21 protein-coding genes are annotated in these 23,805 nt (G+C 66.2%); 7 read left to right on the top strand and 14 right to left on the bottom strand.

The annotated features are described in order from the left end of the window. Window positions 1–22: 22 nt before the first annotated feature. The 7 genes from ACFOMH_RS02585 to ACFOMH_RS02615 all read right to left on the bottom strand — a co-directional run bounded on the left by ACFOMH_RS02585 (window position 23) and on the right by ACFOMH_RS02615 (window position 8,258). Complete coding sequence (locus ACFOMH_RS02585; RefSeq protein WP_377742427.1) at window positions 23–1,450, bottom strand: inorganic phosphate transporter; 1,428 nt, start codon at window positions 1,448–1,450, stop codon at window positions 23–25. An 8-nt stretch (window positions 1,451–1,458) separates the two neighbouring features. After that, entirely contained in the window at window positions 1,459–1,917 is a 459-nt protein-coding gene (locus ACFOMH_RS02590) for an NUDIX hydrolase (RefSeq protein ID WP_377742428.1), read from the bottom strand. After that, window positions 1,914–2,345, bottom strand: coding sequence for an alternative ribosome rescue aminoacyl-tRNA hydrolase ArfB (gene arfB / locus ACFOMH_RS02595; RefSeq protein ID WP_377742430.1), 432 nt, complete (start codon window positions 2,343–2,345; stop codon window positions 1,914–1,916). Before arfB ends, ACFOMH_RS02590 begins: the two co-directional genes overlap by 4 nt. 66 nt (window positions 2,346–2,411) lie before the next feature. Continuing rightward, window positions 2,412–4,463, bottom strand: coding sequence for a penicillin-binding protein 1C (pbpC, locus tag ACFOMH_RS02600; protein WP_377742433.1), 2,052 nt, complete (start codon window positions 4,461–4,463; stop codon window positions 2,412–2,414). An 89-nt stretch (window positions 4,464–4,552) separates the two neighbouring features. Further along, window positions 4,553–5,737 carry a YcjF family protein gene (locus ACFOMH_RS02605; RefSeq protein ID WP_377742434.1) on the bottom strand — a complete coding sequence of 395 codons (1,185 nt, stop codon included), beginning with the start codon at window positions 5,735–5,737 and terminating at the stop codon, window positions 4,553–4,555. Window positions 5,738–5,754: 17 nt separating this feature from the next. After that, window positions 5,755–7,122: a YcjX family GTP-binding protein gene (locus tag ACFOMH_RS02610; protein WP_377742436.1), complete on the bottom strand. Its 1,368-nt coding sequence runs from the start codon at window positions 7,120–7,122 to the stop codon at window positions 5,755–5,757. A gap of 299 nt (window positions 7,123–7,421) precedes the next feature. Next, a complete protein-coding gene (locus tag ACFOMH_RS02615; RefSeq protein ID WP_377742438.1) occupies window positions 7,422–8,258 on the bottom strand; it encodes a hypothetical protein in 837 nt (278 codons plus the stop codon). Window positions 8,259–8,325: 67 nt separating this feature from the next. On the opposite strand from ACFOMH_RS02615, the gene hrpB reads away from it, so the two are divergent. After that, entirely contained in the window at window positions 8,326–10,734 is a 2,409-nt protein-coding gene (gene hrpB / locus ACFOMH_RS02620) for an ATP-dependent helicase HrpB (protein ID WP_377742439.1), read from the top strand. 112 nt (window positions 10,735–10,846) lie between these two features. Further along, a complete protein-coding gene (locus ACFOMH_RS02625; RefSeq protein WP_377742441.1) occupies window positions 10,847–11,338 on the top strand; it encodes an ABZJ_00895 family protein in 492 nt (163 codons plus the stop codon). Between the two features lie 78 nt (window positions 11,339–11,416). On the opposite strand, the gene ACFOMH_RS02630 is transcribed toward ACFOMH_RS02625, so the two are convergent. From ACFOMH_RS02630 to def (ACFOMH_RS02650), 5 genes are all read right to left on the bottom strand, one after another. Next, entirely contained in the window at window positions 11,417–11,965 is a 549-nt protein-coding gene (locus ACFOMH_RS02630; protein WP_374425220.1) for an HdeD family acid-resistance protein, read from the bottom strand. Window positions 11,966–12,114: 149 nt separating this feature from the next. Further along, window positions 12,115–13,008 carry a methionyl-tRNA formyltransferase gene (gene fmt, locus ACFOMH_RS02635; RefSeq protein ID WP_377742443.1) on the bottom strand — a complete coding sequence of 298 codons (894 nt, stop codon included), beginning with the start codon at window positions 13,006–13,008 and terminating at the stop codon, window positions 12,115–12,117. Window positions 13,009–13,073: 65 nt separating this feature from the next. Beyond that, window positions 13,074–13,574 (bottom strand): peptide deformylase, encoded by a 501-nt coding sequence (gene def, locus ACFOMH_RS02640; RefSeq protein WP_377742444.1) that lies wholly within the window; start codon window positions 13,572–13,574, stop codon window positions 13,074–13,076. Beyond that, window positions 13,571–13,810, bottom strand: coding sequence for a DUF1272 domain-containing protein (locus ACFOMH_RS02645; protein WP_377742445.1), 240 nt, complete (start codon window positions 13,808–13,810; stop codon window positions 13,571–13,573). Before ACFOMH_RS02645 ends, def (ACFOMH_RS02640) begins: the two co-directional genes overlap by 4 nt. 29 nt (window positions 13,811–13,839) lie before the next feature. Continuing rightward, window positions 13,840–14,361, bottom strand: coding sequence for a peptide deformylase (def, locus tag ACFOMH_RS02650; RefSeq protein ID WP_377742447.1), 522 nt, complete (start codon window positions 14,359–14,361; stop codon window positions 13,840–13,842). Window positions 14,362–14,422: 61 nt separating this feature from the next. Between def (ACFOMH_RS02650) and ACFOMH_RS02655 the strand changes: the two genes are divergently transcribed. Together ACFOMH_RS02655 and ACFOMH_RS02660 are read left to right on the top strand one after the other, a co-directional pair. After that, entirely contained in the window at window positions 14,423–15,637 is a 1,215-nt protein-coding gene (locus tag ACFOMH_RS02655) for a MalY/PatB family protein (RefSeq protein WP_377742448.1), read from the top strand. Beyond that, window positions 15,634–16,311, top strand: a complete 678-nt coding sequence (locus ACFOMH_RS02660; protein ID WP_377742449.1) for a L,D-transpeptidase family protein — start codon at window positions 15,634–15,636, stop codon at window positions 16,309–16,311. Before ACFOMH_RS02655 ends, ACFOMH_RS02660 begins: the two co-directional genes overlap by 4 nt. 6 nt (window positions 16,312–16,317) lie before the next feature. Here ACFOMH_RS02660 and ACFOMH_RS02665 read toward each other — a convergent pair whose 3' ends face one another. Continuing rightward, complete coding sequence (locus tag ACFOMH_RS02665) at window positions 16,318–16,959, bottom strand: TetR family transcriptional regulator C-terminal domain-containing protein (protein WP_377742450.1); 642 nt, start codon at window positions 16,957–16,959, stop codon at window positions 16,318–16,320. 322 nt (window positions 16,960–17,281) lie between these two features. Between ACFOMH_RS02665 and ACFOMH_RS02670 the strand changes: the two genes are divergently transcribed. The 3 genes from ACFOMH_RS02670 (at window position 17,282) to ACFOMH_RS02680 (ending at window position 21,858) form a co-directional block, all read left to right on the top strand. Next, on the top strand, window positions 17,282–17,722 hold the full coding sequence (locus tag ACFOMH_RS02670; RefSeq protein WP_377742451.1) for a hypothetical protein: 441 nt from the start codon (window positions 17,282–17,284) through the stop codon (window positions 17,720–17,722). An 893-nt stretch (window positions 17,723–18,615) separates the two neighbouring features. Further along, a complete protein-coding gene (locus tag ACFOMH_RS02675; protein ID WP_377742452.1) occupies window positions 18,616–19,857 on the top strand; it encodes a Zn-dependent hydrolase in 1,242 nt (413 codons plus the stop codon). Window positions 19,858–20,373: 516 nt separating this feature from the next. After that, the gene (locus ACFOMH_RS02680; RefSeq protein ID WP_377742454.1) at window positions 20,374–21,858 is read left to right on the top strand and encodes an NCS1 family nucleobase:cation symporter-1; all 1,485 of its coding nucleotides are present in this window, start codon (window positions 20,374–20,376) and stop codon (window positions 21,856–21,858) included. Between the two features lie 340 nt (window positions 21,859–22,198). On the opposite strand, the gene ACFOMH_RS02685 is transcribed toward ACFOMH_RS02680, so the two are convergent. Then, a complete protein-coding gene (locus ACFOMH_RS02685; protein WP_374425231.1) occupies window positions 22,199–23,791 on the bottom strand; it encodes a solute:sodium symporter family transporter in 1,593 nt (530 codons plus the stop codon). Window positions 23,792–23,805 lie beyond the last annotated feature (14 nt).

Below are 23,805 nucleotides of genomic sequence, written 5' to 3' on the forward strand. Positions count from 1 at the left end.
CCGGAGCGGACGCGCATCCGGGTCAGAGCCGCGACAACCACACCAAAAGCGCGGCCAGCGACGCGGCCGCCGGCACCGTCACCAGCCATGCGCCGAGAATGGTGCGCACATGCGAACGGCGTACTAGATGGCGGCGGCGGCGTTCCTCGACCGGTAGCGGGTCGCGGCTTTTCGCCAGCCGACGGTCGCGCCATTCGCGATAAAAGCCGACGCCAAAGACACCACCCACCGCGATATGCGTGGTCGATACCGGCAGGCCCAGCGATGAAAACCCAAGAACCGTGATCGCGGTCGCCAGGGATATGCACAGCGCCCGCCCCGGATTCAGCCGGGTGATGCGGCTGCCGACCATCTGCACCAGCCTGCGCCCGAAGAGCACGATCCCCAGCGCGATCCCGAGCCCCGCCAAAAGCAGCACCAGCCGCGCATGCGGCACCCCGCCGCCCGTACCCTCAGCAGTGCTGTTGAGGATGATGGTCAAGGGGGCCGCGATATTGGCGGTGTCATTGGCGCCATGGGCAAAGCCCAGCACCAGCGCCGTCGCCGCCAGCGGCAGGCCAAGCAACCGCTTCATCGCCAAGCCTTCGCCATGTTCCATGCGGATCAGGCGGTCGATGCGGATATGCGCGTAAAGCCAGCCAAGCGCACCCGCGACCAAGCCGATGCCAAGGATCGTGATCGCCTCAAGCCCGTGCCAGGCCAGCGCGCCGACCGCACCCAAAAGCCCCGTGCTCAGCGCGACCATGACCGGCAGCCAAAGCCGGCCCGCGGCGACCCGGTCGGGCCGGTCCATGACCCGGTTGCGCAGCGCGGCCAGCAATCCCGCCGCGATCAGCCCGGCGATCACCGGCGATGCGACCCAGCCCAAAGCGATCATGCCCATCGCCGGCCAGTTGACCGCCTGCATGCCAAAGGTGGCAAGCCCCGCCCCGGCAATCGCGCCGACCACGGAATGGGTCGTGCTGACCGGCGCGTTGACCCAGGTCGCAAGGCTGATCCAGATCCCCGCCGCCAAAAGCGCCGCCAACATCATCCACGCGGTCGCCGCGCCCTGACCCAGCGCATTGCCCACCAACCCCTCGGTCAGGGTGGTGGTGATGGCGCTGCCGGCGATGACGGCGCCGGCGACCTCCATCACCGCGACCAGTACCAGACCGGTGGTCATGCCGATCGCCCCCGCCCCCACCGCCGGACCGAGCGAGTTCGAGACGTCATTGGCCCCGATCGACAGCGCCAGATAGGCCGCGACCGCCACCCCGGCCGCGATGATGCTGGCCGAGGGCTGGCCGGCAAAGAATTCGGTCGCAGCCAACGTCGCTGCCGCCACAAAGATCAGCGCGATCCCCAGCCGAAAGACCGGGCGCGCCGAATGCATGATCGCGCGTTCGGTATTCGTGACGCGTTGCAGATCCTTGTCCAGCGTGTGGAATTCACGCGTCCCGCGGCCCATGGTCAGATTTACCGCCCCTCTGCCCCGGGCAGGCCTTGCAGGATCCGTTTCAGCCCGGCTTCTGCGACAAGCTGCGCGGCCTCATGCGGGGGGAACCAGCGTCGCTTGCGCTCGCCCCGCTCGGGAAAGCGGTCGTCCAGATCGTCGACATAAAGCGGAAAGACGCGGACCTCGATCGGCACGGCAAAGCCGCGTTCCTGTTCCTTGTCATAGTGATAGCGGCCGATCTCGGCCTGAACGATGCGGCCTTTGACGCCGGCTTCCTCCCATGCCTCTTGCATGGCGGCCTCGGCCAGGGTGCGGCCGGGCATGGGCCAGCCCTTGGGCACGATCCAGCGCCCGGTGCCCCGGCTGGTGATCAAAAGCACATTGCCGGTCGCGTCATCCAGGCACAAGGCGGCCACCTGCATTTCGGCAGGCCGTTTGCCGATGATGCGCCCCAACTTGTTGCGGAATTCGACGATCACTCTGGTCCCTCGGCGTCGCGGATGCGTCCGCGCATGGATTTCACGGTGCCGCGCTGGGTCTTGGCGGCAAGACGGCGGCGTTGGCTGCCCAGGGTCGGGCGGGTTGCGATGCGCTTGCGCGGTGCGATCAAAGCCTGCCGGATCAGTTCGGCCAGCCTTTCGCGGGCGATTTCACGGTTCCGGGCCTGACTGCGGGTTTCCTCGGCCCGGATCAGCACGGCGCCGTCCTGCGTCCAGCGCCGCCCCGCCAGTCGCCGCAGCCGGGTCTTGACCGGGGCCGGCAGGCTTGGCGAACGCTCGGCTTCGAAACGCAATTCAACGGCGGTTTCGACCTTGTTCACATTCTGTCCCCCCGGTCCCTGCGACCGGGTGAATTGTTCGGAAAGCTCCCATTCCTGGATCTCGATATGGTCGTCGATGCGCAGCATGAGACGAATATGTCGCATTTACAGGTTAAGAAAAGATCAAGCGGACCTTGTGCCTGCGAATAAATTCTACTGCAACCGTATTGTCGCAATTGCCGAGGCACCTTCGGCGTCAACAACCATAAGTTGATTAAATCCTAATCCAACATCATTCATGGTTGCAATCGGCTGTTTTTGCGCAATCGCGACGGGCGCCCCGTTCAACAGGAATGTCCATGGTCCACGCCCGCCGCGCGCCTTGACCGTCAAGGGGCCCGTCATGCGCAATTCGGCCCCATCGGGCGGAAAGGTCATGCGCAGCGCGTCGGGGCTTGCCGGGCTGATCGCGGCGGCGCTGACCGCGCCCGCCGGGGCAAAGCGGCGCAGCGGCAGCGGCAGCGCGCTGTTGGGCAGGGTCAGCGTCTGTGGCGGCGGCGGCGGCAAGGGCACCGCCGGCAGCGCGTCAAAGAGGTCGAACAAGACCGGCGCGGCCAGATCGCCGCCAAAGGCGCCCGGCACCGGCGTGCCATCCGGCCGGCCCAGCCAGACGGCGGCGACATGCGCGCCGTCATAGCCCACGGCCAGCGCGTCGCGATGCCCATATGAGGTCCCGGTCTTATAGGCCAGCACCCGCTGTCGCGCGCCTTGCGGCGCCGGGTTCCGGGCCAGGATGTCGCCCACCTGCCAGGCCGCGACGGCGCCCAGCATGGCGGCCGGACGTGGTGCCGCCCCGCCCGGCAATGGCGACAGCGCGATGCCACGCCCCCCCCGGGCCAATGCGGCATAGCCCTCGGCCAGCCCCTCAAGCGTGGTGCCGGCCCCGCCCAGCGTGATCGCCAACCCCGGCACATCCCCGGGCAGACGCAGCTCGACCCCGCCCCGCCGCAGGACCTGGGCGATGCGGTTCGGGCCGACAGTATCGGCGAGCTTCACCACCGGAATGTTCAGCGACCAGATCAGCGCATTGCGCAGGCTGACCGTGCCGCGAAACTGATGGTCGAAATTCTGGGGCTGCCACAGGCCAAAGGCGGTCGGCCGATCCTCGATCAGGGTTTCGGGATGCGCCAGCCCGTCGTCAAAGGCCAGCCCATAGACAAAGGGCTTCAGCGTCGAGCCGGGGCTGCGCCAGGCCCGCGTCATGTCCACGAAACCCGCCGAGGCGCCATCGGTCCAGTCCGCCGCCCCGACCTCGGCCAGAATTTCGCCGCTCTGATGATCGGCCAGCACGATCGCCGCCGAAAGCCGCCGCCCCGCACCCCGGACCGCCCGCGAGGCAAGCTGTTCGGCCCGCCGTTGCAGGCGCGCGTCCAGCGTCGTCTCGATCCGGGTGGCCCCGGGATGTTCGCGCACCAGCCGCGCCGCCAAAAGCGGCGCAAGCGCCGGAAAGGTGCGGCGCATGCGCGGCACCGGCTCGGTCATGGCGGCGCTGGCATCGGCCTGCGACAACAGCCCGGCCGCGACGGCGCGCGCCAAGACCCGGTCGCGCGCGGCGCGGGCGGCATCGGGAAAGCGGTCGGGTCGCCGGCGCTCGGGCGCTTGCGGCAGCGCGACCAACAGCGCCGCCTCGGCCGGGGTCAGGCGGCGCGGCTCCTTGCCGAACCATTGCAGGCTGGCGGCGCGCACCCCCTCGACATTGGCGCCATAGGGCGCAAGGCGCAGATACAGCGCCATGATCTGCGCCTTGTCCAGCCGCCGCTCAAGCGCAAGGGCCAGCCGCATCTGCCGCAGCTTGCCACCCCATTCGCCGGTCGTGCCCTCTTCCAGAAGCCGCGCCACCTGCATGGTCAGCGTCGATCCCCCCGACACCACACGCCCATGGCGCAGCGCCTGACCGCCCGCGCGCAGCATGGCGCGGGTATCGACCCCGGCATGACGCCGGAAACGCTTGTCCTCCCACAGCGTCAGCATATCCAGAAACAGCGGATCGACCGGCCCGGCATCCAGCCGCCAGCGCCCGTCCGCGACCTGAAACGCCCGCAACAAGGTGCCGTCCCGCGCCACGACTTCGGCGCCCACCGGCACATCCAGATGCGGCAGCGGCGTCGCCGCCACCCAATCGTCAAACCGGTCGCGCGCCCCGGCCCCGATCCCCAGGACCAGCACAAGAACCATCAGAAACAGGGCAAGGCGGCGCGACATCATGGCCCATCCATACGCGAGACATCGCCGCGACAGAACGGGCTTTGCGATCTTCCATGTTCAAATATCCATGCGACCGCGCGGCCGGGCGATCACTTTGCCTCGTCTTCGCCGAAAAGCCCCTTCAAACCCCGCGCGATCAGATTGCCGACCCGGGGCCGGGGCTGATGGATAAAGGGCAGCGGCCGACAGACCTCCATCGCGGCGATGCCGACGCGGGCGGTAAGCGCGCCGTTGACGACCCCCTCGCCGAACCGCTTGGACACCTTGGCCAAAAGCCCGCCCCCCGCCACGGTATGGATCAGATCGTCGCCCGCCGCGACCGCGCCCGTGGCGATCAGATGCGTCATCACCGTGCGCGCCAGCCGCCAGCCGCCGACCGCGCCCGCACGCCCGCCATAAATCTCGGCCATGCGCCGGATCATGCGCAAATTCGCGGCCAGCGCCGCCACGACATCGGCCAGCGCCAGCGGGATCAGCGCGGTTGCGGCCGCGACGGTGCGGGCGGCGGCCTCGATCTCGCGCCGGGCCTGCTGGTCCAGATCGGCCAAAAGCTCGGTCTCGGCCAGCGCCAGAAGGGTCTGGGGATCATAGGCATCGCCCTGACGCTCGCGCAGACGGTTGAGACCCCATTCCTGTTCCGGCCTTGCGCGATAAAGCCGCTCCAGCCGATGGGTCACCCCCTGCGCCGCCCGCAGATCGCCCGAGGCCAGCGCCGCGACCGCATCGCGATTGATGCTGTCGATGGCGGCGAAACGCGACCAGGCCCGGTATTCCCGCCAGGCCATCGCCAGCGCGGCAAGACAGAAAATCGCCATCAGCGCGATCCCGATCCAGCCCAGCAGCGGATAGGCATTCAAAAGCCCGGTCAGATATCGCAGCGCCGCCACCGATAGAAGAAAGGTGAAAAACGCCACGCCGCTGTTGATGAAAAAGCGCGTCAACCGCGACGGCTGACGCCCGACAAGCCGGGCGACCATCTGCATGGTGCGCGCCTGCGGCAGGGCGCTCAGCCCGCCTTCCTCGATCGCGGGCGCATCGGCAGGCGAGGGTCCGGCATCGGTTTCGCGCATTTCGGCGCGGGGGGGCTTTCGTTCGCGCCGGTCGCCCGTCGGGGTGCCAGTCGGGGCGCCATTCACGGCGCCATTGGTTGCGGTGCCGGGATCAAGGCCCCGCGCGCCCGCGTCATCGGTCGCGGCGTCCTGTGGCGGGCGTGGCGCGGCCTCGCCCATTTCCTGCAATACCGGGCCACGCCGTTTCGGGGTCGGGTCGGTCATCGGCCGCTCCTTATGCGTTAAAGCCTGTCGCCGATCAGGAATTCGGCGGCGCTGTCCAGACGGATATGCGGCGGCCCGTCGCCGGGACGCATCGTGTTGGGCGCCGGGGCGAAATCCATGATCGCATAATCGCCATCCAGCCAGCGTGTCGCGCCCTGACTGGCGGGAACCAGCAATTCGGCCGGGTTGGCGGGCAGTTCGCCAGGATAAAAGGCCGCTTGCCGGCCATCCATCAGCGTGCCGCGCACGGCAGGCAGATCCTCGCCATCCTGACGGATCACATCCTCGGTGGTGCAGCGCAGGCTGGCGATGGACATGGCCTCGGTCCGGGCGCCGGAAAAATCGGCGCGGTCGCGGGCCTCGCGCAGCATGGCGCCGGTGATTGCGGTCAGGCGCGGATGCTGGACCCGGTTCAGGTGATCGGCCTTGGTGGCCGCGAACAGGATGCGTTCGACCCGGCGCGAACCCAAAAGCTGCGCCAGCCAGCCGGCGCGGCCGGGACGGAACGCGGTCAGGATATCGGCCATGGCGCGGCGCATGTCCTCGACCGCCGGGGGGCCGGCATGGATCGCGCCCAGAACGTCCATCAACACCACCTGCCGGTCGATGCGGGCGAAATGGTCGCGGAAAAACGGCTTTACCACCCGCGACTTATAGGCGCCGAACCGGCGGGCGAATTCGCGCCCCAGCGCGCCCTGACGCATCTCATGGGGCAGGGGGGTAAAGGTCAGCGCCGGCGAGCCTTCAAGCTCGCCCGGCATCAGGAAACGGCCCGGGGTGCAATCCGACCAGCCGGCATCGCGGGCCAGATGCAGATGCCGCGTATAGGCCTCGGCCAGGGTTTGGGCGGCGGTTTCGCTGAAGCTGGCGGGATCGGTCTCGGCCAGCGCGGCCCGGAACAGATCGGCACCGGGGCGGCCTTGCATCCGGTCCAGCACTTCTTGCGACCATTCGTCGAAATCCCGTTCCATCAGGCGCAGGTCCAAAAGCCATTCGCCCGGGTAATCGACGATATCCAGATGCAGCACCTGCTGGCCGCGCCAGCCGGCGATCATTCCGCGCGGCTGAATGCGCATCGAAAGGCGCAGCTGGCTGACATGGCGGGTGCCTTCGGGCCAATGCGGGTCGGGGCCGGTCATCGCGGCCAGATGGCGTTCGTAATCGAAACGCGGCACGGTATCGTCGGGCTGGGGTTGCAGCCACGCCGCCTTGATCGAACCATCGGCGGCGGCGCGCAGCGCATGCATCCGGCCCCGATCCAGCAGATTGGCGACCAGCGAGGTGATAAAGACGGTCTTGCCCGCCCGCGACAGGCCCGTCACGCCCAGCCGGATCACCGGATCGGACAGCCCCAGCCCCTGCATCAGATCGTCGGCAATATTCATCACGCCCCCGTTCAGTCGCGTCGGGTCAAGATATGCAGACCCGGCACGGATTTACAGGGGTCAGAAGTTTTCCCCTTCACAGGCGTCGATCCTGACATCCAGCGTGGCGGGATCGACCACGTTCCCGTTCAGATCGGTCCAGGTGTCGGGCCCGTCAAGTTCGGGATTGGTGTGGCAAAAGCCGATATTCAGCCCGGTGCCATCAAGGCTGATGATCTCGGAGCCGGACAGGCTGATGGTGGTCTTGCCATCGTTTTCCGAGACCGAGATTTCGCCCGGATTGTCCAGTGTGGCGTGGGTCAGGCTGACATCTTCGGGTTCAGAGAGATGGTCATCACATCCGCGCCAGCGGTGAAATCGGTCACGCTGGCCGAGGAATTGGCATCGCCCGAATAGACCAGACTGTCACGGCCCGCGCCGCCGGTGACCGTATCGGCGCGGTCGAACCAGATCGTGTCATTGCCGTCGCCGCCAAGCAACAGATAGTCGCTGTCCCCCCGACCCCAGCGGTTTTCGCCATGCGAGCCCGAAGTCGTGACCTGTTCATAGGTTCCGCCGATCAATGTGTCATCGCCCGCACCGCCATCCAGCGTCGAGGCGCGGCCGGTCTCGGTCGGGTCCGTGGCGGTGACGACGTCGTCGCCATCCCCCGCCTCTACGGTGGCGGCAAGGTCGCGGAACGTGCCTTCGGCCGCGCCGGTCGTGTCGACCGAAATCGTGTCATCCCCGGTTCCGGCATCGACATGGGTCGACAGGCCCGAGGTGATGTCGTCATTGCCCGCGCCGGCGTCGACCACGGCCAGCCCGGGCAGAGGTTCATCCCCCGGATAGTCGGACCGGGTATCCCAGTCCCAGATTTCGTCATTGCCGGAATAATCCCATAAAAAGCCCTCGGTTTCGTTGGGTTCGGCGGTGGCGCCGACCTCGTCCCGCGTTGCGGTGATGGTGTCGTCCCCTTCGGTTCCGGCAAGCGCGCCATCCAGATTATCGGCCACCGGCACCTGATCGCCGCCATCCTCGCCGCCACCCTCACCACCGTCGCTATCGGCGTTACGGTCATCGTCATTGTCGTCAAACAGGCTGACCCGTGTGGCAGTGCCAAGGGGAACCAGAAAAAGAAGCAGCCAACCGTTCATGTCAATGATGCGTCCGTGTCGCAACCGGACCCGTGACGATTGCTGGCGCATTTGCCATAAGGCCGGAATGAAGCTGCCCATTGACGCCATTTTGCCCGAATTGACCGCCGCGCTGGCCGCGCATGGCCGCGCCGTGCTGATGGCACCGCCCGGCGCGGGCAAGACGACGCGGGTGCCGCTGGCGCTGTTGCCGGTCGCCGCGGGCCGCATCCTGATGCTGGAACCGCGCCGCCTTGCCGCCCGCGCCGCCGCCGAGCGCATGGCCGAAACCCTGGGCGAGACGGTCGGCCAGACCGTCGGCTATCGCATCCGGGGCGAGGCGGTGGCCGGCCGCCGCATCGAGGTGGTGACCGAGGGCATCCTGACCCGGATGATCCAGTCCGATCCCGCGCTGGACGGGATCGGCTGCGTGATATTCGACGAATTCCACGAACGCAGCCTGAACGCCGATCTGGGCCTTGCGCTGACCTATGAGGCGCGACAGGCGCTGCGCCCGGATCTGGCGGTGCTGGTGATGTCGGCGACGCTGGACGCCGAACCGGTCGCCACGCTTTTGGACGCCGCCCCGATGATCCGCAGCGAGGGGCGCGCCTTTCCGGTGGACACCCGCTGGCTGGACCGGCCCCTGCCCGCGGGCAGCCGCCTGATCCCCGAGGCGGCGCGGCTGATCGCGCAGGCCGAGGCCGAGACCCGCGACACCGGCGGCACCATCCTGGCTTTTCTGCCCGGCGAGGGCGAGATCCGCCGCGTCGCCGCCGCGCTCGATGTCGATGCCGATCTGGTGCCGCTTTACGGCGCCATGGATTTCAAGACGCAGCGCGCCGCGATGCAGCCCGCGCAGGGGCGGCGGCGGATCGTGCTGGCGACCTCGATCGCGGAAACCTCGCTGACCATCCCGGATGTGCGGGTGGTGGTCGATGCCGGCCGCGCCCGGCGCGCGCGTTTCGATCCCGGAAGCGGCATGTCGCGGCTGGTCACCGAACGCGTCAGCCGGGCCGAGGCCGAACAGCGCCGGGGCCGCGCGGGCCGGGTCGCGCCGGGCATCTGTTACCGCATGTGGGCGCGCGCCGAAGAAGGCGCGCTGCCCGCATTCGCGCCCCCCGAAATCGCCGTGGCCGACCTTGCCGGGCTGGCGCTGGAACTCGCGAACTGGGGTTCGGACGGCGGCGATCTGGCGTTTCTGACCCCCCCGCCCGAGGCCGCCCTGGCCGAGGCGCGCGCGCTTTTGCGCGATCTGGGCGCGCTGGATGGGGATGGCCGGATCACGCCCCACGGCCGGGCGCTGGCCGGTCTGCCGCTGCATCCGCGTCTGGCGCATATGCTGATACGGGCGGGGGGCGATGCCGCCGATCTGGCGGCGCTGATGGCGGAACGCGACCCGCTGAGCGGGGCGCCCGCCGACATGACCCTGCGCCTGCGCGCCATCCGCGACCTGCGCGCCTATCAGGACCGCCATCCCTGGCCGGCCAATCCCGGCACGCTGCACCGCATCCGCGACGAGGCCCGCCGCCTGCGCCGCTTGGCCCCGGCCGGGCAGGGCCTGACCCCGGGCGCGATGGCGGCGCTGGCCTATCCCGACCGCATCGGCCTGCGGCGCAAGGGCGATCAGCCGCGCTATATCCTGTCCGGCGGCAAGGGCGCGATCCTGCCCGAAGGCGACGCGCTGGCCGCCGCGCGCCTGATCGTGGCGACCGATCTGGACGGCGACACGCGCGAGGCGCGCATCCGCATGGCCGCGCAGCTGGATGAGGCCGAGCTGCGCGGGCTTTTTGCCGAGCGCATCGAAACCGTCGAGACGGTGGAATGGTCGCGCCGCGACAACCGCATCATCGCCCGGCGTCAGGAACGGCTGGGCGCGCTGGTTCTGGCCGAGCGGGCACTGGACGATCCCGATCCGCAGGCGCTGGCCCGCGCGGCGGTCGAGGGGTTGCGGGCGAACGGCCTGAACTGGACGCCCGGCGCCGCCCGCCTGCGCGCGCGCATCGCGTTGATCCCGGATCTGGGGCCGGTCGACGATGACAGCCTTTTGGCCGATCCGGGCTGGTTGCTGCCTTGGCTGGGGCGGGCGCGGACGCTGGCCGATCTGCGCGGCCTCGACCTGACCGAGGCGCTGCGCGCCCGCATCGGCTGGGACGGTCAGCAACGGCTGGATCAGGCGGCACCGGCGCATTTCGTGACGCCGCTGGGCCGCAAGGTGCCCATCGATTATGACCATGAAACCCCGTCGATCGAATTGAAGCTGCAAGAGCTGTTCGGCGTCGCGCGCCATCCGGTCGTGGGCAATCGCCCCCTGCGCATCACCATGCTGTCGCCGGGGCAAAAGCCCATCGCGGTGACCACCGATCTGCCGGGTTTCTGGGCCGGCAGCTATGGCGATGTGCGCAAGGACATGCGCGGCCGCTATCCGCGCCACCCCTGGCCCGAAAACCCGCTTGAGGCCGATCCGACCACGCGGGCGAAACCTCGCGGCACCTGATCCGCAGCATGGCCGCGACGATGGCGCGCTTGCCGGCCCCGTGGCGCAAAGCTATCAAAATGCAGGCAATGATCGCATGATGACCACAACAAGGGATGCCACAGGGATGCCCATGTCCACCGATACCACCGTCACTGTCCCCAACCGGCGCCTGATCCTGCAATATGCGCTGTTTCTGGTCGGGGCGATGGTGCTGGTCTTTGCCATGGTCTGGGCGCTCGAGGCCTATGCCGGGGTGACGGTCGATGGCGGCTCATCGGGGCTGGTGGTGCCGATGGTGGCGGCCATGGCCACGGCGATGCAATGGTATAACGGCGAAAAGCAACGCCCCGCGCGCAGCCGTATCTGGGCGCTGACGCTGCGCTGTGCGCTGGTCACGCTGGGGCTTCAGATCGGCCTGATGCTGCTGTTTTATGTGACCGGGCTTCTGGACGATGCGCTGCATCACCAATCGCCAGGCGCATCCGAGGTGGCGATCTTTGCCGCCGCTCTGGCGCTGGCCGCGCTGGTGCAGGTGTTGATGATCCGGCTGGGGCTGGGGCTGGGCATCAAGATCGCCGAGAAACAGGCCCGGCAGCTGGCCGAAAGGGCGGCGCGGAAATAACGCGCCGCAATTCCATGTGGCCGCGCCCCCCTGCCCGGACAGGGCGCGGCGGGTTCGGCAGTGGGTTCGGCGGCGGGTTCAGGCGTCGCGCATGCCGCGCAGGCGGAACGACAGCACCACCATCACCCCCCCGATCAACAGCGCGAAGACCCCGATCAGCCAGGCCAGGCTCAGCAGGCCGGCGGCGGGGATCAGCGCCATCAGCACGCCCCAGATCACCATCAAAAGCCCGCTCAGACCCAGCGCCCATTCGCCCTCGATCTCCTTGCGCAGGCGGATCGCGGCGATGATGCGAAAGATGCCGGCCACCACGGCCCAGGCGGCCATCCAGATGACAAAGGCCAGCGCCGTCGCCTCGGGCCAGAACAGCGCCATCAGACCGATCACGATCGACAGGAAACCGTCCAGCGCCCAGCTCCACCAGCTGTCATCGTCGGATTTGCGCTGAAAGCCGACGATGATCGCCATCACCCCGTCAAAGACCGCATAGGCGCCAAAAACGATCAGCAGAGCATAAACGGTCAGCCCGGGCCAGATCAGTGCCATCAGCCCGAAGAGAATGGCGGCGATGCCGCGCAACAGCGCAACCCACCAGTTATCGGCCATGACACGAACAAGATTATCCATCGCGCACCTTTTCAAATGATCAAAACGAACAGGGGATGCAGATCCCGGGCAAAGAATACTCTGGCATTGGCCCGGCGGCGCAAGGCCGGTGACGCTTGCGCGCCGGCCGTGCCATTTCGGCCACAGCAACGCGGGCGGCGACCCGGGCCCTAACCCAGCTGCGGGGGCAGGGACAGGCCGCGCAGGATCTCGGCCGCGGGCATCGGCCGCTTGCCCTCGCGCTGCGCCTCAAGCACCTCGATGGCACCCGTGCCACAGGCGACGGAAAAGCCCGAAAGCACCGCGCCCGGCTCTCCCGACCCGGCGATCAGACGCGACCGCAACAGCTTGACCCGCTCATCCCCCACCAGACACCAGGCCCCGGGAAAGGGCGACAACCCCCGGATCTGACGGTCCACCTCGGCGGCCGGCCGGGTCCAGTCGATCCGCGCCTCGGCCTTGTCGATCTTGGTGGCATAGGTCACGCCCTCGACCGCCTGCGGCGTGGCGGTCAGGGGCAAACGGTCCAGCACATCGACGATCAGCCCGGCGCCCATTCCGGCAAGCCGGTCGTGCAGATCGGCGGTGGTGTCCCCGGATCCGATGGCGGTCCGCGCCTCGGCCAGAACCGGCCCGGTATCCAGCCCGGCCTCCATCTGCATGATGGCGACGCCGGTTTCCGCATCCCCCGCCATGATCGCGCGGTGGATCGGCGCCGCCCCCCGCCAGCGCGGCAAAAGCGAGGCGTGGATGTTCAGACATCCCTGTCGGGGCGCATCCAGCACCGCCTGCGGCAGGATCAGCCCGTAAGCCACAACCACCGCCACATCCGCCCCCAGCGCCGCGAAATCCGCCTGATCCTCGGGCGATTTCAACCGCTCGGGAACCCGCACCGACAGGCCAAGCTCCTCGGCCGCGCGCTGCACCGGACTGGGACGCGACTTCTGACCGCGCCCGGCGGCGCGCGGCGGCTGCGAATAGACCGCCACCACCTCATGCCGCGCGGCAATGGCGCGCAGCGCTGGAACCGAGAAATCGGGCGTCCCCATGAAGATCACGCGCATGTCCCGGCCTCTTTCATGTCCAAATATCCTCGGGGGGTCCGGGGGGCGAAGCGCCCCCGGTCTTTTCAACGCCGCGTCAGCTTGGCCGATTTCGCGACCAGCATCTTGCGGCGCAGGGGCGACAGATGATCGACATAAAGCCTGCCGTTCAGATGGTCGATCTGATGCTGCACGCTGGTCGCCCAGAGCCCGACGAAATCGCGCTCCTCGATCTCGCCCTGATCGTTCAGGAATCGCACGGTGACGGCGCGCGGCCGTTCGATCCGGGCCGAAACCCCGGGCAGATTGGGGCTCGCCTCTTCATGGGCGCGCATCTGCACGCTGGCATGCAGCACCTCGGGATTGGCCATGCGCACCGCCTGTCCGCGCTTTTCCGAGGCATCGACCACGGCCAGCCGCTGCATGATCCCGATCTGCGGCGCGGCCAGCCCGACACCGGGCATCGCCTCCATGGTGTCGATCATGTCGTCCCAGATCATGCGCACGGTTTCGGTGATGGCGGGTACCGGTTCGGCGGGCATATGCAGCCGCCGGTCGGCATAGGGCAGCGTGGCGCGCGCCGTCATGCGGCGCAGCCGCCCGTCTTGACGACACGGCGCGTCGATGCCGGATATTTTTCCAGCATCGGCACCGGCCGGATCGGGCGTGGCGCGAAATTGCCGCCGCAATTGGGGCATTCCCCCTTCAGAACGCCGGCCGCGCAATCGGGGCAAAAGGTGCATTCGAAGGTGCAGATCATCGCCGCCGCATCGGGCGGCAGATCGCGATCGCAGCACTCGCAATTCGGGCGCAATTCAAGCATCGCTCATCTCCTGCTGGGTGGACATGACCTCAGGCACGCCCGCGCTCGCGCTTCAGCTTGACCATCTTGCGGGTGATCATCTGGCGCTTGATCGGCCCGAGGTAATCGATGAACAGCTTGCCATCCAGATGGTCGATCTCGTGCTGGGCGCAGGTCGCCCAGAGACCGTCGAAATCGCGCTCATGCGTCTTGCCGTCCAGCCCCAGCCAGCGCACGCGCACCTCGGCGGGCCGGGTCACGTCGGCATAGTGATCGGGGATCGACAGGCAGCCCTCTTCATAGGTGTTCAACGCCTCGGAACTCCAGGTGATTTCCGGGTTGATCATGGCGATGGGCTGGGGCGGGGCCTCGGGGTCCTTTTCGCAATCCATGACATAAAGCCGCGACAGCACGCCCACCTGTGGCGCCGCCAGACCCACGCCCGGCGCGTCATACATGGTGGCCAGCATGTCGGCGGCCAAAGTCTCGATCTCGGGGGTGATGCGGGCAATGGGCTCGCAAGGCTTTTTCAGCCGCGGATCGGGATGAAGGATGATGCTGCGCAATGTCATGACCGTGATCTAGGGCAAGCCTTGGCCTTGCGCAACAAGTCGCTATGCTCGGCGCATCAAGATGAAAGGACCCGCGATGGCCACCCCCGATTTCGCCCAGCCTGATTTCGACGAGATCATCGACCGCACCGGCACCGCCTGTTCCAAATGGGACGACATGCAGGCGGCTTATGGCGTGGCGCCCGGCGATGGCATCTCGATGTGGGTGGCCGATATGGATTTCCGCCCCCCCGCCAGCGTCCAGCGCGCGCTGGAAGGCATGGCCGCCCATGGCATCTATGGCTATCCGGGCGCCAATGCCGCCTATGTCGACGCGATCCGCTGGTGGATGGCGAACCGCCACGGCTGGGACGTCGCGCCGGACTGGATCCTGACCGCGCATGGGCTGGTCAACGGCACCGCCATCTGTGTCGACGCGCTGACCGAACCGGGCGACGGGGTCATCCTGATGACGCCTGTCTATCACGCATTCGCCCGCGTCACCCGCGCGGCGGGCCGCGAGGTGGTCGAATTTCCGCTGGCCCTGCGGGATGGCCAATATCGCATGGATTGGGACAATTGGGCCAGCCGCCTGACCGGGCGCGAGAAAATGCTGATCCTGTGCTCGCCGCATAATCCCGGTGGGCGGGTCTGGTCGGCCGATGAACTGCGCGAGGTGGCCGATTTCTGCGCCGCCCATGACCTGATCCTGATCTCGGACGAGATCCACCACGATCTGGTCATGCCCGGCGCGCCGCGCCACACCGTCATGGCCAAGGCCGCGCTCGATATCGCGCCGCGTCTGATCACGCTGACGGCGGCGACCAAGACCTTCAATATCGCCGGCGCCCATATCGGCAATCTGATCGTCGCCGACCCCGAGCTGCGCAAGCGGTTGCAGGGGCGGATGATGGCGCTGGGGATTTCGCCCGGGCTGTTCGGGCTGGGCATGGTCGCGGCGGCCTATTCGCCCGAGGGCGCGGCATGGGTCGATCAACTGGTCGCCTATCTGGATGGCAACCGGCGGCTCTTTGATGACGGTGTGAACGCGATCCCGGGCCTGCGCGCGATGCCATTGCAGGCGACCTATCTGGCCTGGGTCGATTTTTCCGGCACCGGCATGACGCGGGACGAATTCACCGCCCGCGTCGAAAAGGACGCGCGCATCGCCGCCAATCACGGCCCCACCTTCGGCAGCGGCGGCGAGACGTTTCTGCGCTTCAACCTTGCCACGCCCCGCGCCCGCGTGGCCGAGGCGGTTGCCCGGCTGCAAAAGGCATTTAGCGACCTGCAATGAAGCGACTGGCGGGCCTCTTTTCGACGCTGTGCCTTGCGGCGCTGGTGGGCGGGCTGGTGATGGTCTGGCGGTTTGAATCCGCCCCCGTTCCGCCCGCCTTGCCGAGCGCGCCCCCGGGATCCGGGACCGCGCCGGAAACCGGGACTGGCACCGGCTGGCGCTGGCCGCGCTTGCCTGATTTCGACCTGCCTGATATCCGTCTGCCGGAATTTCCCCAGCCGCGCCCAAGCGCCCGCCCCGAAATCCCCATCAGCTCGCCCGTCGACCGCATCCTGGTGGAAAAATCCGCCCGCCGCATGACGGTCTGGCAAAAGGACGGACCGCCGCGCAGTTTCCGGATCGCGCTCGGGTTTTCGCCCGATGGCGACAAATCGCGCGAAGGCGACGGCCGCACCCCCGAGGGGATCTTTCGCATCGACCGGCTGAACCGGCAAAGCGGGTATCACCTGTCGCTGGGCATCGACTATCCGAAAAAGCGCCACCGCGACGCCGCACGCCGCGCCGGTCACAGCCCCGGTGGCGACATCATGATCCACGGCCAGCCGAACCAGATCCCCGACGGCTTCAAGGTCAAGGGCGACTGGACCGCCGGCTGCATCGCCGTCACCAATGCCGAGATCGAGGAAATCTTTGCCCATGCCGCCATCGGCACCGAAGTCGAAATCCGGCCCTAGCGCCCGCTAATCCGCATCGTCGGGGGTCAACAGCCGGCGATACATGCCGGTCAGAAACGCCTCGGCCTCGGCAAAGCGGCTGTCTGGATCTTCGGGCGCCAGCTCGTCGATCTGGGTTTCGAAATCGGCATAATGCTGGGTCGTGGCCCAGATCGAAAAGATCAGGTGCCGGGCCGAGACGGCGTTGATCCGGCCGCTCCGCATCCAATCCTCGATCACGCCGATCTTGTTGTGATAGACCGCCTTCAGCGCGCTGAAGATCTGTTCGCGCGACTGCGGCAGGCCGTTCAGGATCTCATAGACGAAGATCTTGCTTTCCTTGGGGAATTTTTGCGAAATTTCCAGCTTGCGACCGATATAAAGACAGATTTCCTCGACCGGATCGCCATGGGGGTTCAGCATGCTCAGCGGCGCGGTCCAGAGTTGCAGCGTGCGTTCCATCAATTCGCGGCGGATGTCGTCCTTGCTCTTGAAATAATAAAGCAGGTTGGGCGTGGTCAGTCCGGCGGCCTTGGCGATGGCGTTGATGGAGCCGCCCGAAAACCCGTGTGCCGCAAAGACATCCAGCGCAGAGGCCAGAATCTGCTCGGTCTTTTCACGCTGGATGCGCGTCTTGCGACGAGAGGCGGGATCGCGCTTGGCGGTCATCGGGGACGGTTCCTGTTCCGGCCAATTGACGGTTATCCCCTATTTTGCACAAGCGGGCGCAGGGGGCCAGTTCGGTGTTTCGCCCAGCGGCGCGCCGCTCCTGTCCCCATCTGCCGGCGATGCGGGGGGCAGTGGCCGCGCTCGCATGCAGCCCCGCTTTCGCCTGTTTGGGCCGTGCTGGGGAAATGGGGGCAAGGCCTTCCAGTCTTGGATTCGGGCCAACGGGCCGGGTGGCCCTATTTGACAAATGGCGGCAATGGGGCTTGTCTGGGCCTTGCGATGGCTCCCTCGCCACCGGCCTTTCATGACGGACAGGTGCAATATGACGTCCTTGACAGCAACAGGCGCGATCAGATTGCGCCGTCCCGTCGCCTTGCTTGCGGCGCTGATCGTTTCAAGCTTTGGGCTTGCCGCTTGCGCGCCCGCCACGGCCGTCGGACCACGGACAAGCGCCAACCCGAATGTCTTTCATGCCCGGCTGGCGCAGGAGAACCTGACCGGGGTTTATGATCCCAGAGCGTATGATTCAGAGGATGTGCAAAAAGGGCTGGCCCAGATCTGCGGCAATCGCAAGATCACCGACTATAGTGAACAGCCCTCTGGCGAAATGAGGGCGTTTTTCGGGCATTGCTGGGGTGGTACCGATATTCGCATGGGCATTGTCACCTTTACCCGTATGGGTGACCGGCTGCGCATCGAGATTCCCGGATATATCCACCGTGACAGCAGGGGGGAAAGCCGTCACTGGTCCATCCGGCTATGATCCGGGCCACGCTATCCCGTGAGGGCAGGCATATTCCCCCGTGCCGGGATGCGTAAGGGAAAAAGGGGGGCTTTGCCCCCGCGCGTTCCGCGCTCCCCCAGGATATTTAGGCATGAAAGAGATGGGCGGGCGCTTTTCCGGCCCCCATCTTTCATGTTCAAATATCCCGGGGTCGGGGGCAGAGCCCCCGGACTGCGCCGGTCGGATGCGCGATATTCCGATATTTGGGCGGGGTCGAATATTCATCGAGCGATGTGACGATTGCCATGATCTGAAACATGGTCGCCGGGATCGTATTGATCGTTTTGGCTATTTCGGGACGTGGTCGATCCGGTCGCTTTCGACCGCAGGCGCCCATTGCCGGGATGCCGGGATCTGGTCTTGCGGTCTTTAGGGGGATGATCACCCTTTCGGATCAACAGGCATGAGCGGTGCCATGATATTGGCCAGAAGCCAACCTGGCTTTCCAGAGTGGCATGATGAGTTGAAAGCGCATTCAGCCCTCTGGGGGTTCGGGCATATGGCAATCCTCTACCTGCCGGGTAAGCAGGGATCGGCCGGGTTGAACCGTCGAGCAAATAAATTGACCAATTAGTCAAAATCAAAATGGAGGATTTTTGATTTACCCAAATCATCCCATAGTTATTGATTGAAAATTATGAATTACACCAATGCGTTATTAATTTATTGACTAGTTAATAAAATTATCTAATGGTCCCGGCCGTTCGGGACCGGAGGAGGAAACCTGTCCCCGACACCGGGAGGTGCAGTCGAAATTTCCGCGCCGCGATCATCGCGGGCCAGCGGCCGGACCGGGCGCATGCCTTGCGCCAGGGCGGGCTGCATTTCCCCATGAACCGATATTGCCAATGGGGGCAAGCCCGATGAACGAAATGCCAAGCAACCGTCGCGTGGATGGCGCGCGCCGGTGGCAAAGCCTGATGGATATGGCCGAGATCGGCCCCGGCCTGCGCTGCGGCAACAACCGACAGGCCCTGACCGATGCCGATCGCGAGGGCCGCGATCTTTTCCGCAGCTGGTGCGAGGACGCCGGCATGATCGTCGGCATCGACAGCATGGGCAATATGTTCGCCCGTCACGAAGGATGCGAGCCGGATCTTGACCCGGTGATGACCGGCAGCCATCTGGACACCCAGTCCATCGGCGGCCGCTATGACGGCGTTCTGGGCGTGCTGGCCGGGCTTGAGGTGGTGCGCACCATCCGCGACATGGGTATTCGCACCCGCCGCCCCATCATCGTGGTGAACTGGACCAATGAGGAAGGCACGCGTTTCGCCCCCGCCATGCTGGCCAGTGGCGTCTTTGCCGGTGTGCATCGCCAGGACTGGGTCTATGCCCGCGAGGATGCCCAGGGCCGCAGGTTCGGCGATGAGCTCAGCCGCATCGGCTATCGCGGCAGCGAGCCGGTCGGCAGGCGCCGCATTCATGCGCATTACGAATTGCATATCGAACAGGGCCCGATCCTTGAGGTCGAGGGTAAGGATATCGGCATCGTCACCCATGCTCAGGGCCTGTACTGGTTGCAGATCACCCTGATCGGACAAGAGGCGCATAGCGGCTCGACCCCGATGCCGATGCGCAGGAATGCCGGGCTTGGGGCGGCGCAGATCACCGATCTGGTTCATCGCGTGGCCATGGATTACCAGCCCGATGCCGTGGGTGCGGTCGGTCACTGCGACGTCTATCCCAACAGCCGCAACGTCATCCCGGGCAGGGCGGTGTTCACCGTCGATATCCGCTCGCCCGACCTGACGACGCTAAGGGCGATGACGCGCCGGATCGAGGATGGCGCGGTGCGGATCGCCGACGATCTGGGGCTGGGGATCGAAATCGGGCTGGCCGGTCATTTCAACCCGGTGAGCTTTGACGCGGATTGCATCGCCACCCTGCGCGCGGCGGCCGATGGGCTTGGCTATTCGCATCGCGATATCGTCTCGGGGGCGGGGCATGATGCCTGTTGGATCAATCAGGTTGCGCCGACGGCGATGATCATGTGCCCCTGTGCCGGCGGGCTCAGCCATAACGAGGACGAAGCGATCAGCCGTGACTGGGCCGCGGCCGGGGCGGATGTGCTGTTGCATGCCGTGCTGATGACCGCCGAAGTGGTGAAATGAGAGGGCGGGCCGATCTCGCCCCCGGGATCGGTCCAAAGCTGACCCCAGGCGGGATGCCGGCGGCTCTTGTATGACCCTAGGCGGGGTCGGCCGGCATCGGCAAAATGCCAATCATCGGCGGGTTTCCAGTCGGCGATTCCGAATCGGCCGGCCGCGACGGGCTTGCCGGGGGCGTCATAGGGGATTTCCGCTTTCCCGCACCGGGCGCCGCTGGGTGCATGCGGGAAACGGGATGCCAAGGCGCGGCGCGTCTGTGCGGATTGTTCCTGTCGCGGGACGGTGGCGCGGTGGCGCGGGGGCATCGCGCCCCGGCATGGGCGTTTTACCCGTTGTCCGCCCGGCGCGCTTTCGGCATCGAGGGCGCTTACGCTGCCCAAAGGCGTCGCATATGCCGGGCAGCGTCTGAATCCCTGCCCCGAAACGCGCATCCGTTCCGGTCGTGCCCCGCTTTCCGATGAAGTCTCTTGCAGGAAAGCCAAAAAAATCAAAGATCATATCAAACAGGGAGTAAGGTGAATGACCCAGACCGATATGGGGGCCTATGACGCCCCGTCCCGCAGCGAGTTGCAGGCCGCCGGCCTCGACCCGGAGCTGTATAACGAGGACCAGTTGCCCACCACGGCCGAGGAACGGACCTGGACCTGGGTTTCCATTGCCGCGCTCTGGATCGGCATGGTGGTCTGTATTCCGACCTATATGCTGGCATCCTATCTGATCGGGGCCGGGATGAACTGGTCGCAGGCGGTGCTGACGATTCTGGTCGCCAATGCCATCGTGCTGATCCCGATGGTGCTGGTCGGGCATGCCGGGGCGAAATATGGCATTCCCTTTCCGGTGCTGTTGCGGTCGTCCTTCGGCCCGATCGGGGCGAAAATCCCGGCGGTGGCGCGCGGCATCGTCGCCTGCGGCTGGTTCGGGATCCAGACATGGGTCGGCGGTTCGGCGATCTATGTGATTTTGAACACGCTGACCGGGGGCATGTTCACGGCCGACGTGCTGCCGGTGCTGGGGATCAACCTGACCCAGTTTCTGTGCTTCCTCGCGTTCTGGGGCCTGCATCTTTACTTTATCAAGCACGGCACCGAATCCATCCGCTGGCTTGAGACGTGGTCGGCGCCGTTCCTGTTGGCGATGGGCTTCGCGCTTTTGGGCTGGGCCTGGGTCAAGGCCGGCGGCTTTGGTCCGATGCTCTCCACGCCCAGCCAGTTCGATCCCGGCCAGCCGCAAGAGGGCAAGTTCTGGATGGTGTTCTGGCCCAGCCTGACCGGCATGATTGGCTATTGGGCGACGCTGGCGCTGAACATTCCCGATTTCACCCGACATGCCCGCAGCCAGCGGGATCAGTTCATCGGCCAGCTGATCGGCCTGCCGATCCCGATGGCGCTGTTTGCGTTCATTTCGGCCGCCGTGACCTCGGCCACGGTGGTGATCTATGGCGAACCGATCTGGGATCCGATCCAGCTGAGCGAACGCATGGGCGGTTTCGGCATCATCATCGCGCTGGTGGCGCTGATCATCGCCACGCTGACCACCAATCTGGCGGCGAATGTGGTGGCGCCGGCGCATGGTTTCGCCAATCTTGCGCCCAACAAGATCAACCTGCGCCGGGGCGGCTATATCACCGCCGGGATCGGGCTGGCGATGTTCCCGTGGCTGTTGATCAACCATATCGTATCGCTTTTGATCGCTTATTCGGCGCTTTTGGGGCCGATCGCGGGGGTCATGCTGGCCGATTACTATCTGCTGCGCGGCACCCGGCTCAAGGTGACGGATCTGTTCCGGCGTGGCGGTATCTATGAGGGTGCGAATGGCACCAACTGGGCCGGGGTGCTTGCGCTGGTGATCGGGATCCTGCCCAATATTCCCGGTTTTCTGGCGGCGGTGGGGGTGACCTCGGGCACGTCGCCGTTCTTTGCCTCGGTCTATACCTATGCGTGGTTCGTCGGGCTGTTCGTCGCCGGGATCGCCTATCTGATCTTGTCGAAGGCGATGAACCGCTGAAAAGGCTGGAAAAACCTTGGCCGGGGGCGTGGAAGCCCCCGGCCAAGCCTTGTCCCCTGCGGGATGCTGCGTTGCAGCGAAGGCGGTTTCACCGCGTGAAAGGCGGCTTATGTTAGGGCTATCAGGGCATCCCGCCCCGATAACCACCAACCGCCATCAGGCAGAGAGACAGATCATGACGGGCAATTTCGCCATCTGGCCGCGCCTTCGCGGCTTTTTCCGGGCACTGGCACAGGACCGTGCCATGACCGCCCCCCGGCTGGAACAGGCGCTGCGCCACAAGGCGCGGTGACCGGGGGACCGGCACGGGCGGCGCTGCCGCCCGCATCCCGGCTTTCGCCTAGCGAAAGATCAGATAGGTCGACAGCACGATCAGCACCACCGCCGCGCCCCAGGGCTTGGCCAGCGGCCAGGGCGTCATGTCCACCGGCGCATCGCCGCGCGGCGCCCATTCCCGCGCCATCGGGCGCAACCGCCCGATCAACAGCATGATGCAGGCGTTCAGCACGAACAGGATCGCCATCACATGCAGGTAATGCGGATAGCCCGCATCCCCCATCGCCGGTTTCAGCACGAACTGGCTGAGGATATAAAGCACCACCCCCGAGGCCAGCCCGACCTTGGCCGCGACCGGCGGCACCCGTTTCGAAAAGATGCCGACCAGAATGATAGTCAGGATCGGGATCGAATAGCAGCCGTTCACCTCTTGCAGGTAACCGAACAGGCCCTGCGGCGCATTGGCGATAAAGGGGGCGATGATCATCGAGGCGATGGCCAGCACCGTGCCAAAGATTTTGCCGGCGCGGACCACCTCGGCGTCGCGGGCGGCGGGCTGGAAAAAGCGGCGATAGATGTCGACCCCGAACAGCGTCACCGAACTGTTCAGCGCCGAGTTGAAGGAACTCAGGATCGCCCCGAACAGCACGGCGGCGAAAAAGCCGCGCAACCAGCCGGGCAGCACCTCGTTCACCAGCCGGGGATAGGCCTGATCGGCCACCTCGAGCTGACCCTGGAACAGGTGCCAGGCGATGATGCCGGGCAGCACGACGATGATCGGGCCAAGGATCTTGAAGCTGGCGGCATAAAGCAGGCCCTTTTGCGCCTCGACCAGCGATTTCGCCCCCAGCGCGCGCTGGATGATCGCCTGATTGGTGCCCCAATAGAACAGCTGCACCAGCATCATGCCGGTGAAGATCGTCGCCAGCGGGATCGAGCTGTCCGGCCCGCCCGCCGCGATGAATTTCTCGGGGTTTTCACGGAAAAGCGTGGCAAGCCCCTCGGTCACGCTGCCATCGCCGATGGCCATCAGACCAAAGAGCGGGATCAGCACCCCCCCGATCATCAGCCCGACGGCATTGATCGTGTCGGACACCGCCACCGCCTTGAGCCCGCCAAAGATCGCATAGATCGACCCGATGATGCCGATGGCCCAGACCGTGATCCACAAGGCCGCCGTCTGCGAGATGCCGAACAGGCCCGGCACGTCGAACATCGTCGAAAGCGCCAGCGCGCCGGAATAGAGCACGATGGGCATCAAGACGATCACATAGCCCGACAGGAACAGGATCGAGGTGATGATCTTGGTCTGTTCGTCATAGCGTTCCTCAAGAAAGCTGGGGATCGTGCTGATGCCCGTCCGCAGATAGCGCGGCACCAGCATCAGCGCGGTGACCACGATCGCGATCGCCGCCAGCGTTTCCCAGGCCATGACCAGCACGCCCTCGGAATAGGCCTGACCGTTCAGGCCGACCATCTGTTCGGTCGACAGGTTGGTCAGCAAAAGCGAGCCGGCGATCACCGGCGCGGTCAGCGACCGCCCGCCCAGAAAATAGCCCTCGGAATGGTGCTCGTCGGTGCCCTTGGTCCAGTAATAGGACAGGATCGCGACAAGGGCGGTAAAGCCGACAAAGGAAAGAATGTTCAGAACCGACATCGTGCTTCCTCCTA

It is taken from the genome of Paracoccus mangrovi (genome assembly GCF_042648425.1).
In the GTDB taxonomy this organism is placed as follows: Bacteria; Pseudomonadota; Alphaproteobacteria; order Rhodobacterales; family Rhodobacteraceae; genus Paracoccus; species Paracoccus mangrovi.

What these genes read in the sequence shown, in the direction of transcription:
- ACFOMH_RS02585 (WP_377742427.1), bottom strand. Translation starts at nt 1,450, where the DNA reads ATGGGCCGCGGGACGCGTGAATTCCACACGCTGGACAAGGATCTGCAA.
- arfB (WP_377742430.1), bottom strand. Translation starts at nt 2,345, where the DNA reads ATGCTGCGCATCGACGACCATATCGAGATCCAGGAATGGGAGCTTTCC.
- pbpC (WP_377742433.1), bottom strand. Translation starts at nt 4,463, where the DNA reads ATGATGTCGCGCCGCCTTGCCCTGTTTCTGATGGTTCTTGTGCTGGTC.
- ACFOMH_RS02605 (WP_377742434.1), bottom strand. Translation starts at nt 5,737, where the DNA reads ATGACCGACCCGACCCCGAAACGGCGTGGCCCGGTATTGCAGGAAATG.
- ACFOMH_RS02610 (WP_377742436.1), bottom strand. Translation starts at nt 7,122, where the DNA reads ATGAATATTGCCGACGATCTGATGCAGGGGCTGGGGCTGTCCGATCCG.
- ACFOMH_RS02615 (WP_377742438.1), bottom strand. Translation starts at nt 8,258, where the DNA reads ATGAACGGTTGGCTGCTTCTTTTTCTGGTTCCCCTTGGCACTGCCACA.
- hrpB (WP_377742439.1), top strand. Translation starts at nt 8,326, where the DNA reads ATGAAGCTGCCCATTGACGCCATTTTGCCCGAATTGACCGCCGCGCTG.
- ACFOMH_RS02625 (WP_377742441.1), top strand. Translation starts at nt 10,847, where the DNA reads ATGTCCACCGATACCACCGTCACTGTCCCCAACCGGCGCCTGATCCTG.
- ACFOMH_RS02630 (WP_374425220.1), bottom strand. Translation starts at nt 11,965, where the DNA reads ATGGATAATCTTGTTCGTGTCATGGCCGATAACTGGTGGGTTGCGCTG.
- fmt (WP_377742443.1), bottom strand. Translation starts at nt 13,008, where the DNA reads ATGCGCGTGATCTTCATGGGGACGCCCGATTTCTCGGTTCCAGCGCTG.
- def (WP_377742444.1), bottom strand. Translation starts at nt 13,574, where the DNA reads ATGACGGCGCGCGCCACGCTGCCCTATGCCGACCGGCGGCTGCATATG.
- ACFOMH_RS02645 (WP_377742445.1), bottom strand. Translation starts at nt 13,810, where the DNA reads ATGCTTGAATTGCGCCCGAATTGCGAGTGCTGCGATCGCGATCTGCCG.
- def (WP_377742447.1), bottom strand. Translation starts at nt 14,361, where the DNA reads ATGACATTGCGCAGCATCATCCTTCATCCCGATCCGCGGCTGAAAAAG.
- ACFOMH_RS02655 (WP_377742448.1), top strand. Translation starts at nt 14,423, where the DNA reads ATGAAAGGACCCGCGATGGCCACCCCCGATTTCGCCCAGCCTGATTTC.
- ACFOMH_RS02660 (WP_377742449.1), top strand. Translation starts at nt 15,634, where the DNA reads ATGAAGCGACTGGCGGGCCTCTTTTCGACGCTGTGCCTTGCGGCGCTG.
- ACFOMH_RS02665 (WP_377742450.1), bottom strand. Translation starts at nt 16,959, where the DNA reads ATGACCGCCAAGCGCGATCCCGCCTCTCGTCGCAAGACGCGCATCCAG.
- ACFOMH_RS02670 (WP_377742451.1), top strand. Translation starts at nt 17,282, where the DNA reads ATGACGTCCTTGACAGCAACAGGCGCGATCAGATTGCGCCGTCCCGTC.
- ACFOMH_RS02675 (WP_377742452.1), top strand. Translation starts at nt 18,616, where the DNA reads ATGCCAAGCAACCGTCGCGTGGATGGCGCGCGCCGGTGGCAAAGCCTG.
- ACFOMH_RS02680 (WP_377742454.1), top strand. Translation starts at nt 20,374, where the DNA reads ATGACCCAGACCGATATGGGGGCCTATGACGCCCCGTCCCGCAGCGAG.
- ACFOMH_RS02685 (WP_374425231.1), bottom strand. Translation starts at nt 23,791, where the DNA reads ATGTCGGTTCTGAACATTCTTTCCTTTGTCGGCTTTACCGCCCTTGTC.